Raw genomic sequence first — 16,564 nt, 5'->3', positions numbered from 1 at the left:
CCGAAAGGACGACGATGACTTCCTTCTTCCGTTCCGCCGACGGCCGCCGCGCCGCCGCCCGCTCCCTCGACCGCCGCAGCATGCTGCGCGGCACGCTGGCCGTCGGCGCCGGCGTCGCGTTCGGCCAGCTCCTGTTCTCCGGTGTCGCTCAGGCCTATTCGTGGTCGCGCACGCTCCAGCAGGGCGACACCGGGGCCGACGTGACCGAGTTGCAGATCCGCGTCGCGGGCTGGGCGGCCGACAGCGCCGGCCACAGCCGGGTCGGCGTCGACGGGGATTTCGGCCCCGGCACGGCAGCGGCCGTGAAGCGGTTCCAGACGGCGTACGGTCTCGGCTCCGACGGGGTGGCCGGCCCCAACACCCAGGCGAAGCTGAACGCGCTGGAGCAGTCGGACGGCTCCACGGTCCACTTCAACTGGAGTGAGTTCGTGGACCAGTCGACCGGCAACTTCAACGGCGGCAAGGTGACCGCGACGCAGGCGAAGGAGAACGCCCGGCGCTGCATGTACAAGCTGGAGGCGCTGCGCAAGAAGCTGGGCGACAAGCCGATCACGGTCAACTCCGGCTTCCGCAGCATCGCGCACAACGCCGACATAGGCGGGGCCAGCGACAGCATGCACCTGTACGGCACCGCGGCCGACCTCGATGTGCCGGGCGTGGCCACCAAGACCGTCTACCAGAAGGCGGAGACCTGCGGATTCTCCGGCCTGGAGACGTACACCGTCGACCACCAGCACGTCGACAGCAGGGCTGACCTCGGCCGCGACTGGTGGTGGGAGGACGGCACGGTCTGACGCCGCCCCGGGTGATCCGGAGCCGGAAGTCCCGGGTACTGCGGGGAAGTACCCGGGACTTGCGTGCTTCGGCCTCTCGGCGCGAGCCGGAGGGGCTTCAGCCTTTCGCCGCGAGCCGGAGGAGCTTCAGCCCTTCGCCGCTTCCTTCGGCGCTTCCTTCGGCGCTTCCTTCGGTGCCTTCTTCGCCGCTTCCTTCGGCGCTTCCTTCGGCGCTTCCTTCAGCGCCGCCTGGCAGGAGGGCCAGTCGTGGAAGTCGTGCCGGGCGCTCCACAGCCGGTGGGCCGCCTGGATGTTCCACTCCGGGTCGAACGCCCGCAGCGGGGTGCCGCCGAGTTCCCGCAGGCGGACGTCGGAGATCTGGAAGACGCCCCAGTTGCGGCTGCCGTTGGTGTTGGGCAGCACCCACAGCGGGTCGAGGAAGGAGGCGCAGCGGGCGATGGCCACGGCGGTGCGGGGATCCTCGGCGAACACCTCGCGGATCCGCTTCGCCACCCTGTCCGGCGACCAGGTCGCCATGCTCACCTTGTGCGCGTAGAGCGCCTTCTTGGTGGGCTCGTCGACGACGTTGCTGGCCGGCATGCCCACCAGCACCTGGAACGCGGTCAGTCTGCGCAGGGTCTCGGGCCCGAAGTCCCCGTCGACGGCGAGTCTGCCCCCGGCCCGCACCAGCAGTGTCTGGACCTCGCGCACGCACTCGTCGTGCTGTCCCATGCTGACCGTCCTGCACGCGGAGGAGTACAGCAGCCCGTCGTCGGCCGACGGCTGGTCGTCGGCGGGCATCCACACGAAACCGGCCACGAGCCCCGTCACGGCCACGACCGCGGCGGCCAGCACCGCGAACCGGGAGGACAGCTTCTCGGGCACCCGGAGCCGTCGCGGCTCGGTGGCCCCGGCAGGGGTGATCTCCGGCGGGGCGGCGTCCTCCGGCCGGGGGCCCACGTGCGCGGCCACGGCAGGACCGTCCGTTTCCGGCTCGGGCTCCGGCTCCCGGTCCGGTGCTGACGCCGGGTTCGTTTCCGGCTCCGGCTCCGGTTTCGAGTCGTCCTGGGTGGTCTCGGCCGTGCCGGCGGTCGCGAGGGGCGGCGGCACGGCCTGCGCGACCCTGTCGGTGTCCGCCAGCGCCCACAGCCGGTGCAGTTCACGGAGCTCCTCCGGACTGGCACCGCACACCTTGGCGAAGGAGTGCACCACCCGGTAGTCCGTCGGCACGCTGAGGCCGGAGCAATAGCGATGCAGGCTGGAGCCGCTGACGCCCGCCTCCTTGCCGAGCCGGTCGTAGCCACGGCCACTGCGGTCCTTCAGCACCCGAAGGCAGGCGGCGAACTTCTCGGTTTGCGAAGGGGCAGCCACGTATCCACCCTTGCTCAAGCCTCTACTGACGGGTAGAAGCTACACCGCGAAAACCTGTGCGCACCCTTTGAGCGCCGGAATACGATCGTCAACAACCGCTTAAATGACGGTATTTGAAAAAGTGTCAGCTGCCGGGACCGCGTCAGCGGTGTCGTCCCGACTCCGGCACACCGCTCCCGGGACGGTCGGCCTGCGGCCATGGCGCGAGTGAGGGTGGCCGTCCGCGAACCGTCATGGTCGAACCGACGGCTTTCTCGAACCAGGTGACCCGGCCGCATCGGCACTCGCGGTCGCTGGGCGGCGCCTCAGCCGACTGCCACTCCCTGGATCTCGCCTCGGACCCCGGGCCGGGCGTCACGGCCCCTCACGGGCCTCTGGATCGCGCCTCGCGCCTCGGGGGACAGCCGTCCCGGAGACCGGCGACGACCCTGGCCGGTGCCTGCGTGGTGGGGCGGGTGGGACTCGAACCCACGGCCGACGGATTATGAGTCCGCTGCTCTAACCGGCTGAGCTACCGCCCCGTTACGGCGCGCCGCGCACATTTGTGCGCGCCGTCTGCCGCAGCATAGCCGCTCATACGATCTCCTGCTCCGGCTGGTCGGCTTCGCGCGACCATGACGCCTTCGGCATGCCCTGGGCGGTTCCTGCGGACATGAAAAAGGACCCCGAAGGGCCCTCTTTCGTTGCTCTCCCGACTGGACTCGAACCAGTAACCTGCCGGTTAACAGCCGGCTGCTCTGCCAATTGAGCTACAGGAGATCGAGCTCCCCCGACTGGACTTGAACCAGTAACCTGCCGATTAACAGTCGGCTGCTCTGCCAATTGAGCTACAGGGGATCGATCTTTGCATCGAACGCACCCACCTGGGTATTCGCCAGGGGGCGTGCGCTTGCTGCGACACATACATTAGCGCAAGCAGGGGGGTGCTCCGCCAATCGGTTCCCCCCGCACCGATGCCGACCGCAAGGGAAGGGTGGCCGTCATGCGCTACCGGCTCACGTTCGTCGCCGGACTGGCCCTGGGTTACGTGCTCGGCACGAGGGCCGGGCGCGAGCGCTACGAACAGCTGAAGAAGTCCATGCGCCAGGTCGCGCAGAACCCCGCGGTGCGCAACACCGCCGAGACCGCGGCGCAGCAGAGCAAGGAGATCGCGGGCAAGGCGCTGCACACCGTGAGCGAGAAGGTGGGCGACCGCGTCCCCGACTCGGTCTCGGACCGCGTGCGTTCCCTGCGGGAGCGGAACGCGTCCGCCACCGGCGAGGACGACTGGGGCACCAGCAACACCTAGGGACCCCGACCGGTCCGGACGGCACCCCCTGGTTCAGGCGTTCGGAGCGTGCCGCACGGCGCCGGGTGAGGCCTCTGTGCCGGCCCGGCGCCATCGGCGCTCGCCGTACGGCAGAATTTCCGCCATGGGGATAGTCGCCGGGCTGGACAGTGCGCCCGATTTCACTCGCATCGTCATCTGCGACACGGACACGGGTGCCGTGCTGAGGCAGGGGTATGCGCCGCATCCGATCGACGCAGGCGAGGGTGGCGGCCGTCCCTCCGACGTGGATCCGCAGGCCTGGCTGCTGTCCCTGGGCGAGGCCGCCGCGGGCGGCCTGCTCGAAGGCGTCCAGGCCATCGGCGTGTCCGCCCAGCAGAACGGGCTCGTCCCGATGGACCCGCAGGGCAACACCGTGCGCCCCGCGATGGTCGGCGGCGACAAGCGGGCGCAGGTCGCCGCGGCCGATCTGATCGACGCGCTCGGTGGGCGCGAGGCGTGGGCGCAGGCGGTGGGCAGCGTCCCGCAGGCCGCGCAGCCGGTGACCAAGCTGCGCTGGCTGAGCAAGACCGAGCCGGAGGCCGCGCGGCGCACCAGCATGCTGTTGCAGGCCCACGACTGGCTGGTGTGGCAGCTTCTCGGCCGGCCCGTGCGCAGGACCACGGACCGGGGCGGAGCCTCCGCGACCGGGTACTGGTCGGCCTCCACCGGCTCCTACCGGCAGGATCTCGTCGAACTGGCGCTCGGCCACCAGGCCGGGCTGCCGGACGTGCTCGGCCCCTCCGAGGCCGCCGGGACCACCCCCGAGGGCCTGCTGATTTCCGCCGGGACCGGCGAGACCATGGCGGCGGCGTTCGGGCTCGGCATCGGGCTCGGTGACGCGGTGGTGTCGCTGGGCGCCTCCGGCTCCGTGATGGCCGTCCACACCGAGGCGCTGGCCGACTCCACCGGCATGATCACCTCCCTGGCGGACGCGACCGGCATGCACCTCCCGGTCGTCACCACGCTCAACGCCGTACGGGCCCTGCGCGGGGCCGCCGAGCTCCTCGGTGTGTCCGACCTCGAAGGGCTGTCCGACCTGGCGATGAAGTCGACCCCGGGCTCGCACGGGCTCGTCCTGCTGCCGTACCTGGAGGGCGAGCGAACCCCGAACCTGCCGCACACGGCGGGGACGCTGGCGGGTCTTCGCCGGGAGTCGATGAAGCCCGAGCACATGGCGCGGGCTGCCTTCGAAGGCATGCTGTGCGGGCTCGCGGACGCCCTGGACGTGCTGCGCGGCCGGGGTGTCGACGTACGCCGGATCTTCCTTCTCGGCCAGGCGGCCGAGCTGCCCGCCGTCCAGGCCGTGGCGCCCGCGCTGTTCGGCGCGCAGGTCGTCGTGCCGCAGCCCGCGGACTACGCGGCGCTCGGCGCGGCCCGTCAGGCGGCCTGGGCCCTCGGTGTCTCGCAGGGCACTCTCGACCCGCGGACCCCACCCGTCTGGCAGGGTCCGGTCGCCCAGGTGCTGGAACCCGGCGACGAACTCGCCGTCGGGCAGGCCGTGCGGCAGCAGTACGTCTCCGTACGCGAACAGACGCATCCCGGGGCGTTCCGGGCGTAGCCCCTTGACGGACGTACGACCGAAGACGGAGGCGGCGTCCTTTTTTGGACCGCACTTGGGTTAATCGGTTGAGGTAACGCAGGGGGAGTGTCCGACGATAGGGGGTGGTGCGTGCACCATGCACAACCCGTCGGTCACCCCCGCCGTCCACGATTCCGAGAGACCCCGCGTGCTCATACGACTCCTGCGGACCCACCTCAGTCCGTACAAGAAACCCATCGCCCTGCTGGTGCTGCTCCAGTTCCTTCAGACCTGCGCCACGCTCTACCTGCCCACCCTGAACGCGCACATCATCGACAACGGTGTCGTGAAGGGGGACACGGGCTACATCCTGTCCTTCGGCGCCCTGATGATCGGCATCTCGCTGACCCAGGTCGTCTGCAACATCGGGGCCGTCTACTACGGCGCCCGTACGGCGTCCGCGGTCGGCCGGGACATCCGGGCCGCCGTCTTCGACCGCGTGCAGTCGTTCTCGGCGCGTGAGATGGGCCACTTCGGCGCGCCGTCGCTGATCACCCGCACCACCAATGACGTCCAGCAGGTGCAGATGCTCACGCTGATGACGTTCACCCTGCTGGTGTCGGCGCCGATCATGTGTGTGGGCGGCATCATCCTGGCCCTCGGCCTGGACGTGCCGCTGTCCGCGGTGCTCATCGCCGTGGTGCCGACGCTCGGCATCTGCGTGACCCTCATCGTGCGCCGGCTGCGGCCGCTGTTCCGCACCATGCAGGTGCGCCTGGACACCGTGAACCGGGTACTGCGCGAGCAGATCACCGGCAACCGCGTGATCCGCGCGTTCGTGCGCGACGGCTACGAGAAGGACCGCTTCAAGGGCGCCAACACCGACCTCACCGAGACGTCGCTGGCCACCGGCCGGATGCTCGCCCTGATGTTCCCGATCGTCATGACGGTGGTGAACCTGTCGTCCATCGCGGTCGTCTGGTTCGGCGCCCACCGCATCGACAGCGGCGGCATGCAGATCGGCGATCTGACCGCGTTCCTGGCCTATCTGATGCAGATCGTCATGTCCGTGATGATGGCCACCTTCATGTTCATGATGGTGCCGCGCGCGGAGGTCTGCGCCGAGCGCATCCAGGAGGTCCTCGGCACCGAGAGCAGCGTCGTCCCGCCCGTCGCGCCGGTCCTGGAACTGCGCCGGCACGGCCACCTGGAGCTCCGCGAGGCCGGGTTCCGCTACCCGGGCGCCGAGGAGCCGGTCCTGAGGTCCGTCGACCTGGTCGCCCGCCCCGGTGAGGTGACCGCGGTCATCGGTTCGACCGGCAGCGGCAAGTCGACTCTGCTCGGCATGATCCCCCGGCTGTTCGACGCCACCGACGGCCAGGTGCTGGTCGACGGCGTGGACGTCGCGACCATCGAGCCGAAGCTGCTGGCCAGGACGGTCGGGCTGGTCCCGCAGAAGCCGTACCTGTTCGCCGGGACGGTCGCCACGAACCTGCGGTACGGAAACCCGGAGGCGACCGACGAGGAGCTGTGGCACGCGCTGGAGGTGGCGCAGGCCAAGGGCTTCGTGGAAGCGCTGGAGACCGGCCTCGACTCGCCGATCGCGCAGGGCGGGACGAACGTGTCCGGCGGCCAGCGCCAGCGTCTGGCCATCGCCCGCACCCTCGTGCAGCGCCCCGAGATCTACCTGTTCGACGACTCCTTCTCGGCCCTCGACTACGCGACGGACGCGGCGCTGCGCTCGGCCCTCACCGCCGAGACCGCGGAGGCGACCGTGGTGATCGTCGCCCAGCGGGTGTCGACGATCAGGGAGGCCGACCGGATCGTGGTCCTCGACGAGGGCCGGGTCGTCGGCACCGGACGCCATCACGAACTGATGGCGGACAACGAGACCTACCGGGAGATCGTGCTCTCCCAGCTGACGGAAGCGGAGGCCGCCTGATGGCCGGGCCTATGGGGCGCATGATGGCCGGGAGCGGCCCTGACCAGCGCTCGATGGATTTCAAGGTGTCGGGCCGTCGGCTCCTCGCCCATTTCAAGCCCGAGCGCGCCACGCTCTACGTGATGCTCGTCGCCGTCGTGCTGAGCGTGGGGCTCTCGGTGGTCGGCCCGAAGATCCTCGGCAGGGCCACCGACCTGGTCTTCGCGGGGATCGTCGGGCGCCGGATGCCGGCCGGGGCCACCAAGGCCCAGGCACTCGACTCGCTGCGCGCGCACGGCAAGGGCGCCGTCGCCGACATGCTCTCGGGGACGGACTTCATCCCCGGCCAGGGCATCGACTTCACCGCGGTCGGACACGTCCTGCTGTTCGCGCTCGGTACGTTCCTGCTGGCCGGCCTGCTGATGGCGGTGGCGACGCGGCTGGTGAACCGGGCCGTCAACAAGACCGTCTACCGCATGCGCGAGGACCTTCAGGCGAAGCTGTCGCGGCTGCCGCTGTCGTACTTCGACAAGCGCCAGCGCGGTGAGGTCCTCAGCCGCGCGACGAACGACATGGACAACATCCAGCAGACCCTCCAGCAGTCGATGGGCCAGCTCGTCAACTCGCTGCTGACCATCGTGGGCGTGCTCGCGATGATGTTCTGGGTCTCGCCGCTGCTCGCGCTCGTCGCGCTGGTCACGGTGCCGCTGTCCTTCGTCGTCGCCACCCGGATCGGCAAGCGCTCGCAGCCGCACTTCGTGCAGCAGTGGCGCACCACCGGCAAGCTCAACGCCCACATCGAGGAGATGTACACCGGCCACAACCTGGTGAAGGTGTTCGGGCGGGCGGACGAGTCGGCGGCGCAGTTCGCCGAGCAGAACGACAAGCTGTACGAGGCCGGGTTCAAGGCGCAGTTCAACAGCGGTGTGATGCAGCCGCTGATGATGTTCGTGTCGAACCTGAACTATGTGCTGGTGGCGGTCGTCGGCGGTCTGCGGGTCGCCTCGGGCTCGCTGTCGATCGGTGACGTGCAGGCGTTCATCCAGTACTCCCGCCAGTTCTCGATGCCGCTCACCCAGGTCGCGTCGATGGCGAACCTGGTGCAGTCGGGTGTCGCGTCGGCGGAGCGGGTCTTCGAGATCCTGGACGCGGACGAGCAGGACGCGGACCCGACGGTGTCGGCCCGTCCCGAGGAGCTGCGCGGGCGCGTGGCGCTGGAGAACGTCTCCTTCCGCTACGACCCGGACAAGCCGCTCATCGAGGACCTCTCGCTGAAGGTGGAGCCGGGTCACACGGTGGCCATCGTCGGCCCGACCGGCGCCGGCAAGACGACGCTGGTGAACCTGCTCATGCGGTTCTACGACGTCACGGGCGGCCGGATCACCCTCGACGGGGTCGACGTGGCGACCATGTCCCGCGACGAGCTGAGGTCCGCGATAGGGATGGTGCTCCAGGACACCTGGCTGTTCGGCGGCACGATCGCCGACAACATCGCGTACGGGGCCTCGCGGGACGTCACGCGCGGGGAGATCGAGGAGGCGGCGCGCGCGGCGCACGCCGACCGGTTCATCCGTACGCTGCCCGATGGCTACGACACGGTGATCGACGACGAGGGGTCGGGGGTCAGCGCGGGCGAGAAGCAGCTGATCACCATCGCCCGGGCGTTCCTGTCGGACCCGGTGATCCTGGTGCTCGACGAGGCGACCAGCTCCGTGGACACCCGGACCGAGGTGCTGATCCAGAAGGCGATGGCGAAGCTGGCGCACGGGCGGACGTCGTTCGTGATCGCCCACCGCCTGTCGACGATCCGGGACGCGGACACCATCCTCGTGATGGAGGACGGGTCCATCGTGGAGCAGGGCGCCCACGCGGAACTGCTGGAGTCCGGCGGAGCCTACGCCCGCCTCTACCAGGCCCAGTTCGCCCAGGCGGTGGCAGAGGTCGACTAACGGTTCGGTTCTCGAACGCCGGAGGGGCCCAGGAACCCGGTCCCTCCGGCGCACGGGGAGCTTCCCGCCTCAGTCCAGGTAACCGCGCAGCTGGTCGGCGAAGGCATGGTCCCTCAGTTTGTTGAGGGTCTTGGACTCGATCTGCCGGATGCGCTCACGCGTGACGCCGAAGATGCGGCCGATCTCCTCCAGCGTGCGCGGCCGCCCGTCCGCCAGCCCGTACCGAAGCTGGACGACCTTGCGCTCCCGCTCCCCGAGGGTGGAGAGCACCGCCTCCAGATGCTGCCTGAGCAGCAGGAACGCGGCGGACTCCACCGGAGAGGTCGCGTCGCCGTCCTCGATGAGATCACCGAGGGCCACGTCGTCTTCCTCGCCCACGGGCGCGTGCAGGGACACCGGCTCCTGGGCCAGCCGCAGGACCTCGCTCACCCGCTCGCCGGACAGGTCGAGCTGGGCCGCGACCTCCTCGGGCGTGGGCTCGTAGCCGCGCTCCTGGAGCATCCGGCGCTGGACGCGGACCACCCGGTTGATCAGCTCGACCACGTGCACGGGGACGCGGATGGTGCGCGCCTGGTCGGCGAGCGCGCGCGACATGGCCTGCCGGATCCACCAGGTGGCGTACGTGGAGAACTTGTAGCCGCGGGCGTAGTCGAACTTCTCGACGGCCCTGATCAGGCCGAGGTTGCCCTCCTGGACCAGGTCGAGCATGGTCAGACCGCGGCCCACGTACCGCTTGGCCACGGAGACGACGAGCCGCAGGTTCGCCTCGATGAGCCGCCGCTTGGCCATCCGGCCCATGACGACGATCTTGTCCAGGTCCAGGGCGAGCCGGTCGTCCAGGCCGTGGGTGAGCCGCAGCTTCTCCTCGGCGAACAGCCCGGCCTCGACGCGGCGGGCGAGTTCGACCTCCTCGGCCGCCGTGAGCAGCGGGATCCGCCCGATCTCCCGCAGATACTGGCGGAACAGGTCGGACGAGGGGCCACCGGTGTCGGCGGCGCGGCTTCGGACCGGTTCCACGGGTTCGGGGGCCTCGGTCTCCACCTCGACCGCGGCCTCCGCGCCGGGACCGTCTCCGAGGGCCTCGGGAGGGCTCTCCGGCCCGCCCTCGGGGTGGTGCGCGGCGCGGCGCTGCGCGGGGACCGCCCCGACGACGCCGGGTTCCGCGTCCGTGTCGGTGGTGTTGTCGGTCTGGGCGAGGGTCTGGGTCTGCACGGGGGCGACCTCCAGGGATGTCGCTGCTGGGGCGTGCGGCAGCGGTACGTCGGGGATGGGGTCGACGGCCTCGCCGCTGTCCATCCCGCAGTCGTTTGACGGAACCGCGGGGATGGGGAACCCGTCGCGTGCGGGTCGGCCGCGCTCCGAGGACTCAGGCACCGGAACCCAGTGTGGAGTACGACACATCGCCGCCACGAGGGGCGTGCGGTGACTTTTTGCGTCCGGTCCGTGACCGCGTGGTTACCGTCTCTGACGAGTGCGCAGCTCAGCGGAGGCTAAACCTTCGAAGGCGGATGCGGGATTGGCACATGCGCGGGCCGCTTCCGCCGCCCGTCGCGCCCCGCGGGCCCCGCCTGGCACCTCCCGGAACAGGCCCTCGGAGGTGTCCTGCGGCCTCAGAGGGCTTCGGCGCCCCGCTCGCGCAGCGCCTGACCGTACTGCTGGAGCACCCACAACTCGTTCTGCACGGCGGCCAGCTGAGCCGGGTCGCCGCCCGCGCTGAGGCGGGACAGGGAGCCCTGGACGTCCCGGATCCGGCGGTCGACGGCGCGGCGGCGGACCATGACGAGCTGGTCGCCCGCGTAGGTCTCGTCGACGGTCTTGCGCAGGATCGCCTCGACGGCCAGCTCGGTGACCATCGCGCGCACCGTGTCGTCCGGGGCCTCGTCGCGGACCCGGATCAGATACTCCTGGGGGTCCTGGACTCCGTACTCGGTGCCGCCCGCGTCCATGACGGCCTGGCGCACGGCGGCGTAGGGCGGGGCAGTGAACTCGTCCATGCCGTACGCGTCGAACGCCGGGGCGACCAACTCGGGCCGCTGGAGGGCGAGTTTGAGCAGTTCTCGCTCGGTGGCGAAGACGGGGTTGCGCAGGGTGAGAGCCGGGCCGCCGGTGGGTGCCTGGGGAGCGGCGGCATAGGTCTGCTGCGGACGGCCGCCGGCCGGGGCGGGGCCCATGCCGCCGCGGTCGCGGGCCCAACGAGCCAGCTGGGACACCCTCTTGACGACGAACTGGGTGTCGAGGATGCCGAGCATGCCGGCGAGCTGTACGGCGACCTCGTGCTGTGCGCCGCTGTTCTTGATGCGGGCGACGACCGGGGCGGCCTCGTCGAGGGCGGCCGCGCGTCCCGCCGGGGTCTCCAGGTCGTAGCGCAGGACGATCTGGCGCAGCGCGAACTCGAAGAGGGGGGTGCGGGGTTCGACCAGGTCGGCGACGGCCGCGTCGCCCTTGGCGAGGCGCAGATCGCAGGGGTCCATGCCGTCGGGGGCGATGGCGATGTAGGTCTCGGCGGCGAACTTCTGGTCGTCCTCGAAGGCGCGCAGGGCGGCCTTCTGGCCGGCCGAGTCGCCGTCGAAGGTGAAGATCACCCGGGCCGAGCCGTTGTCCATCAGCAGCCTGCGGAGGATCTTGATGTGGTCGCCGCCGAAGGCCGTGCCGCAGGTCGCGATGGCCGTGGTGATCCCGGCCAGGTGGCAGGCCATGACGTCGGTGTAGCCCTCGACGACGACCGCCCGGCTGCTCTTGGCGATGTCCTTCTTGGCGAGGTCGATGCCGTACAGGACATGGGACTTCTTGTAGATCGCGGTGTCGGGGGTGTTCAGGTACTTCGGTCCGTTGTCGGACTCGTAGAGCTTGCGGGCGCCGAAGCCGACGACCTCGCCGCCGATGTCGCGGATGGGCCACATGAGGCGGCCGCGGAAGCGGTCGATGGGGCCGCGGCGGCCCTCCTGGGCGAGTCCGGAGAGGACCAGCTCCTTGTCGGTGAAGCCCTTGCCGCGCAGGTGGCGGGTGAGGTGGTCCCAGCCCTGGGGGCTGTAGCCGACGCCGAAGTGGGCGGCGGCGGCCTGGTCGAAACCGCGCTCGGCGAGGAACGTACGGCCGGTGTCGGCCTCGGGGCTGGTGCCGAGCTGCTCGATGTAGAACTGGGCGGCGGCCTTGTGCGCCTCGACCAGGCGGATGCGCTCGCCGCGCTGGTTGGCGGGGTTGTACCCGCCCTCCTCGTAGCGCAGGGTGATGCCGGCCTGGGCGGCGAGGCGCTCGACCGACTCCGAGAAGGTGAGGTGGTCGACCTTCATCACGAACGTGATGGTGTCGCCGCCCTCCTGGCAGCCGAAGCAGTGGAAGAGGCCCTTGCTGGGGCTGACCTGGAAAGACGGTGACTTCTCGTCGTGGAAGGGGCAGAGTCCCTTGAGGTTTCCGCCGCCCGCGTTGCGCAGCTGAAGGTATTCGGACACCACGGCGTCGATCGGGACCGCGTCCCGAACCGCCTTCACGTCCTCGTCATTGATCCTGCCTGCCACGAGGTGATTCTACGGGGCCGCACCGACACTCCCGGGGCAGGTGGACTGCCACCGTGCCGGGTCCGGGGGCGCACCCCGGATATTCCCGGCACGGCGGACGGTACGGACCCGGCCGGAACGGCGGCGGTGGAGCCGCCCGGCCGGCGTCATGGGCCCGTCACGGGGCCAGGCTCTCCAGCGGGACGCGGGGGTCGGCGAGCGCCTCGGTGTCGATCCGGGCCCGGGAGCGGATCAGCCGCTGGATGGGATCCGTGACGTCCCACACGTTCACGTTCATCCCGGCGAGCAGCCGCCCTTCCTTCACCCAGAAGGCGATGAACTCCCGCTTGCCCGCGTCGCCGCGGATCACCACCTGGTCGTACGTCCCCGGGGGCGCCCAGCCCGAGTACTCGAGGCCCAGGTCGTACTGGTCGGAGAAGAAGTAGGGCACCCGGTCGTACACCGCACCGCGGCCCAGCATCGAGCGGGCGGCGGCCGGTCCGCCGTTGAGGGCGTTGGCCCAGTGCTCGACGCGCAGCCGGGTGTCGAAGAGGCCGTGGTGGAAGGAGGCGACGTCACCGGCGGCGTACACATCGGGGTCGGAGGTGCGCAGCTGGTCGTCGACCGCGATGCCGCCGCCGTGCGCGCGGTCGGCCATCTCCAGGCCGGCGGCCTCGGCGAGGCCGGTGCGCGGGGCGGCGCCGATGGCCGCGAGGACGTCGTGGGCGAGGTGCTCCTCGCCGTCGTCGGTGCGGGCGGCGAGGACCATGCCGTCCTGGCCGACGATCTCGGTGAGCTGGGCGCCGAAGTGGAAACGCACCCCGTGCTCGCGGTGCAGTTCGGCGAAGAGCTCGCCCAGCTCGGGGCCGAGCACGTTGTGCAGCGGGGTCGCCGCGGGTTCGACGACGGTGACCTCCGCGCCGTACTCGCGGGCCGCGGCGGCGACCTCCAGGCCGATCCAGCCGGCTCCGGCGATGACGAGGTGGCCGTTGTCACGGCCCAGCGCGGCGAGGACGCCCTTGAGTCGCTCGGCGTGGGCGAGGCGGCGCAGATGGTGGACGCCGGCGAGGCCGGTGCCCGGGATGTCGAGGCGGCGCGGCTCGGCGCCGGTCACGAGGAGCAGTTTGTCGTAGTGGACGAGGGTGCCGTCGTCGCCGAAGCGGACGGTCTTCGCGGCGCGGTCGATCGCGTCGACGGTCTGGCCGAGGTGCAGCTCGATGTCGTTCTGCGCGTACCACGCGGGTTCGTGCACGAAGACGCTGTCGCGCTCCTCCTTGCCGAGGAGGTAGCCCTTGGACAGCGGCGGGCGTTCGTAGGGGTGGTCGCGTTCGTCGCAGATCAGTATCACGCGGCCGGTGAAGCCCTCCGCTCGGAGCGTCTCGGCCGCCTTGGCTCCGGCCAGGCCTCCTCCGACGATGACGAATGTCTGATCCGCGTCGACCACTTGATGCCTCCTCGTAAGGATGTCGCCATATGCGAGCGTCCCGCACGGAGCGTGATGCGGGAAGGGGTAGTGGCCCGATCAGGCCACGCAGGGTCACACCTGTCCGCCTCCATGGGAACGCGTGGTGAGTCTGAGGTGCAGGGAACGCGCCGAGGCATCGGTGAGAGATGCGATCTGGTCCACGATCACGCGCTTGCGGGCGCGGTCGTCGGCCGCGTGCTCGAACAGTGCCCGGAACTGCGGATCCAACACCTCGGGGGCGCGTGCGGTGAGCGCCTCGGCCAGTTCGGCGACGACGATCCGCTGGTCGGCGCGGAGCAGTTCCTGTTCGGCGCGCTGCATCACATACCGGTCGGCGACGGCCTTGAGGACGGCGCACTCCAGCCGGGCGGCGCGCGGGACGACCAGTTCCGCCGCGTAGCGGGTGAGGCGTCCGCTGCCGTACCGGGCGCGGGTGGCACCCTCCGCGGCCAGGCAGAAGCGGCCGATGAGCTGGCTGGTCGCGTCCTTCAGCCGGGCCTGGGCGACGGCCGATCCGTCGTAGCCGTGCGGCCACCACTCCTGGCCGAGGAGCCGGTCGAGGGCTTCGGCCAGCTCGGCCGGATCGGTGTCCTCGGGCACGTACCGCCCGACGGCCACGGCGAAGATCTCCCGGCGTTCGGGTCCGGCGTGCAGGCTGGCGGGGTCGATGTGGCCCGCGTGCAGGCCGTCCTCGATGTCGTGTACCGAGTACGCCACGTCGTCGGCCCAGTCCATCACCTGGGCCTCGAAGCACGTACGCGTGCCGGGGGCGCCCTCGCGGATCCAGTCGAACACCGGCCGGTCGTCCTCGTAGACCCCGAATTTCGGCGACTTCGGGTCGGCGGGACGGGCGCCTCTCGGCCACGGGTACTTGGTGGCGGCGTCCAGGGCGGCGCGGGTGAGGTTGAGGCCCACGCTGACGAGATCGTCGCCCGCGGCGGCGGAGGCCGAGGTGACCATGTCGCGGCGCACGAAGCGCTTGGGCTCGATCCGGGTGAGCAGGCGCAGCGACTGGGCGTTGCCCTCGAACCCGCCGCAGTCCTCGGCGAATTCGTTGAGCGCCTGCTCGCCGTTGTGCCCGAAGGGCGGATGGCCCAGGTCGTGCGAGAGGCAGGCCGCCTCGACCAGATCAGGGTCGCAGCCGAGGGCGGCTCCGAGCTCGCGGCCCACCTGGGCGCACTCCAGGGAGTGGGTCAGCCGGGTCCGCGGGCTGGCGTCCCACAACTGGATGGGCGCACCGCCCGATCCGGCGGTGCCGAGCACCTGGGGAAGGGTTCCGGGGGTGACGACCTGGGTCTTGCCCGCCAGACGGCGCAGGGCCGCGGAGTGCAGTACCCGCGCGCGGTCGCGCTGGAAGGCGGTGCGGCCCGGCCGTTTGTCGGGCTCGACGGCCCAGCGCTCGACGGCCGACGGGTCGTACTCGTCGTGGGCCGTGTGGCTCTCGGGGGCCGTGTGGAGATGGTGGGCGGTGTGGTTCTCGTGTGCCTGCGGTGCGGTGTCTTCGGTCCTCGGTGCCATGCCTTCCATGCCCCGACAGTAGACGCAGGCGGTGACAATCGGGACGGGGGCGCCGGCGGCGCGGAAGCGGGCACGGCCGAGGGGGCCGGGTTCAGGCCGGGATCAGGGTGCGTTCCTGGGCGGACTCGGGGGCCGCGACGGCCTGGTCGTAGCGGTGCAGGACGAGACGCGCCATCGCGGGGTGGTCGCCCAGCGGCTCGGCGCAGATCCAGGGGGCCTCCTCGGCGCACTGCGTGGCGAAGCGGCCCGGGGCGGTGAAGTACGAGGCGACGGCGATCCGGTGGCGGCCCCGGGCGGCGAGCGAGCGCACGGCGGCGGGAACGGTGGGCGCGGCTGCGGAGGCGTACGCCGGGACGACGGGGACACCGAGGCGTTCGGCGAGCAGCTGGGCGGTGCGGCGGGTGTCGGCCGCCGAGTCCGGGGCGCGGGACCCGGCGGACGCGAGGACGACGGCGCTCGCCCGGCGGGCCGAGTCGCTCATCCGGGTGCGCCATCCGGCCTCGACGAGGCGGGCGTAGAGGGTTTCCACGAGCAGCGGGTGCGGGCCGAGCGGGGTGGCGAGGCGGGCCCGCAGGCCGGGGACGGCGGCCGCGGTTGCGGGGATGTCGCGCCGGACGTGGTGGCCGCGGCCGAGCAGCAGCGGTACGAGGACGGCGTCCTGCCGGCCGGCCAGGGAGGAGAGCGTGTCGCCGAGGAGGGGCTCGTTCAGCTCGATGTGACCGAGGTCCACGGGCAGGTGCGGGCGCAGCTCACGGACACGTTCGATCAGGGTGCGTACGGTGGCGAGCGCGCGCGGGTCGCGGCTGCCGTGGGCGACCAGCACGAGCGCTGGCGGCGGCGGACGGCGGGTGCCGTCGGGCGAGACGAGACTCAGCCGGCTGCCGAGCTGGCCGGCGATCCGGTTCATGAGCTGAGCCGCGCTGTCGAGGTGGCCTTCGCGATGGTCTTCGGGATGACCTTCGAAGTGGGTGCCGCGGGGCGGCGGACCGCCGAGGCGGTGGGAGAGCGCGTCGCGAGCGGGGTTCGAGGCCGTCATGGGTCGATCCTGGCGGCAGGAGGTTGCCGGGCGGTTGCATGGGCATGTCGGGTGTTTTCCAGTGGTTCACGGAACGGCGGCAGCCCGTTGTGAGGGGGCCCGGCCGGGTGTCGGGGGCTTCCTGGCCCGGGGTGAGGGGGTTCCCCGGCCGGTATGAAGGTTCCCCCGGTCCGAGGTGAAGGGCTCTCACCTGCGGCTTCCTCCTGTCG

General features: G+C 71.1%; 11 protein-coding genes and 3 tRNA genes. 5 read left to right on the top strand and 9 right to left on the bottom strand.

The window, feature by feature from the left end; genetic code table 11:
* Nucleotides 1-14 precede the first annotated feature (14 nt).
* Entirely contained in the window at nt 15-794 is a 780-nt protein-coding gene (locus ABZV42_RS16560) for a D-Ala-D-Ala carboxypeptidase family metallohydrolase (RefSeq protein ID WP_355976323.1), read from the top strand.
* A gap of 126 nt (nt 795-920) precedes the next feature.
* Here the strand turns inward: ABZV42_RS16560 and ABZV42_RS16555 are convergent, their stop codons facing one another.
* The 4 genes from ABZV42_RS16555 to ABZV42_RS16540 form a co-directional block, all read right to left on the bottom strand.
* Nucleotides 921-2,144 (bottom strand): helix-turn-helix domain-containing protein, encoded by a 1,224-nt coding sequence (locus tag ABZV42_RS16555; protein WP_355976325.1) that lies wholly within the window; start codon nt 2,142-2,144, stop codon nt 921-923.
* Between the two features lie 444 nt (nt 2,145-2,588).
* Nucleotides 2,589-2,665: transfer RNA gene (locus tag ABZV42_RS16550), tRNA-Ile, on the bottom strand.
* A 165-nt stretch (nt 2,666-2,830) separates the two neighbouring features.
* A tRNA-Asn gene (locus tag ABZV42_RS16545) sits at nt 2,831-2,903 on the bottom strand.
* Between the two features lie 5 nt (nt 2,904-2,908).
* A tRNA-Asn gene (locus tag ABZV42_RS16540) sits at nt 2,909-2,981 on the bottom strand.
* A 145-nt stretch (nt 2,982-3,126) separates the two neighbouring features.
* Here ABZV42_RS16540 and ABZV42_RS16535 point away from each other — a divergent pair.
* From ABZV42_RS16535 to ABZV42_RS16520, 4 genes are all read left to right on the top strand, one after another.
* Complete coding sequence (locus ABZV42_RS16535) at nt 3,127-3,432, top strand: YtxH domain-containing protein (RefSeq protein WP_355976327.1); 306 nt, start codon at nt 3,127-3,129, stop codon at nt 3,430-3,432.
* A 124-nt stretch (nt 3,433-3,556) separates the two neighbouring features.
* On the top strand, nt 3,557-5,011 hold the full coding sequence (locus ABZV42_RS16530) for an FGGY family carbohydrate kinase (protein ID WP_355976329.1): 1,455 nt from the start codon (nt 3,557-3,559) through the stop codon (nt 5,009-5,011).
* A gap of 169 nt (nt 5,012-5,180) precedes the next feature.
* Complete coding sequence (locus tag ABZV42_RS16525) at nt 5,181-6,914, top strand: ABC transporter ATP-binding protein (protein ID WP_355976331.1); 1,734 nt, start codon at nt 5,181-5,183, stop codon at nt 6,912-6,914.
* Nucleotides 6,914-8,842, top strand: coding sequence for an ABC transporter ATP-binding protein (locus ABZV42_RS16520; protein WP_355976333.1), 1,929 nt, complete (start codon nt 6,914-6,916; stop codon nt 8,840-8,842). The genes ABZV42_RS16525 and ABZV42_RS16520 overlap by 1 nt, the downstream gene beginning before the upstream one ends.
* A 69-nt stretch (nt 8,843-8,911) precedes the next feature.
* Here ABZV42_RS16520 and ABZV42_RS16515 read toward each other — a convergent pair whose 3' ends face one another.
* The 5 genes from ABZV42_RS16515 to ABZV42_RS16495 form a co-directional block, all read right to left on the bottom strand.
* Complete coding sequence (locus ABZV42_RS16515) at nt 8,912-10,216, bottom strand: RNA polymerase sigma factor (protein ID WP_355976335.1); 1,305 nt, start codon at nt 10,214-10,216, stop codon at nt 8,912-8,914.
* Between the two features lie 236 nt (nt 10,217-10,452).
* On the bottom strand, nt 10,453-12,357 hold the full coding sequence (dnaG, locus tag ABZV42_RS16510) for a DNA primase (RefSeq protein ID WP_356052328.1): 1,905 nt from the start codon (nt 12,355-12,357) through the stop codon (nt 10,453-10,455).
* A 157-nt stretch (nt 12,358-12,514) separates the two neighbouring features.
* Nucleotides 12,515-13,780, bottom strand: a complete 1,266-nt coding sequence (locus ABZV42_RS16505) for an FAD-dependent oxidoreductase (protein WP_355976339.1) — start codon at nt 13,778-13,780, stop codon at nt 12,515-12,517.
* Between the two features lie 93 nt (nt 13,781-13,873).
* Nucleotides 13,874-15,328 (bottom strand): deoxyguanosinetriphosphate triphosphohydrolase, encoded by a 1,455-nt coding sequence (locus ABZV42_RS16500; protein ID WP_355976341.1) that lies wholly within the window; start codon nt 15,326-15,328, stop codon nt 13,874-13,876.
* Nucleotides 15,329-15,410: 82 nt separating this feature from the next.
* A complete protein-coding gene (locus tag ABZV42_RS16495) occupies nt 15,411-16,226 on the bottom strand; it encodes a sirohydrochlorin chelatase (protein ID WP_355976752.1) in 816 nt (271 codons plus the stop codon).
* Nucleotides 16,227-16,564: the final 338 nt, after the last annotated feature.

It is taken from the genome of Streptomyces sp. NPDC005281, assembly GCF_040607495.1.
In the GTDB taxonomy this organism is placed as follows: domain Bacteria; phylum Actinomycetota; class Actinomycetes; order Streptomycetales; family Streptomycetaceae; genus Streptomyces.
The sequence above is the reverse complement of the archived record's forward strand: the minus strand, read 5'-3'. Positions and strand labels throughout refer to the sequence as shown.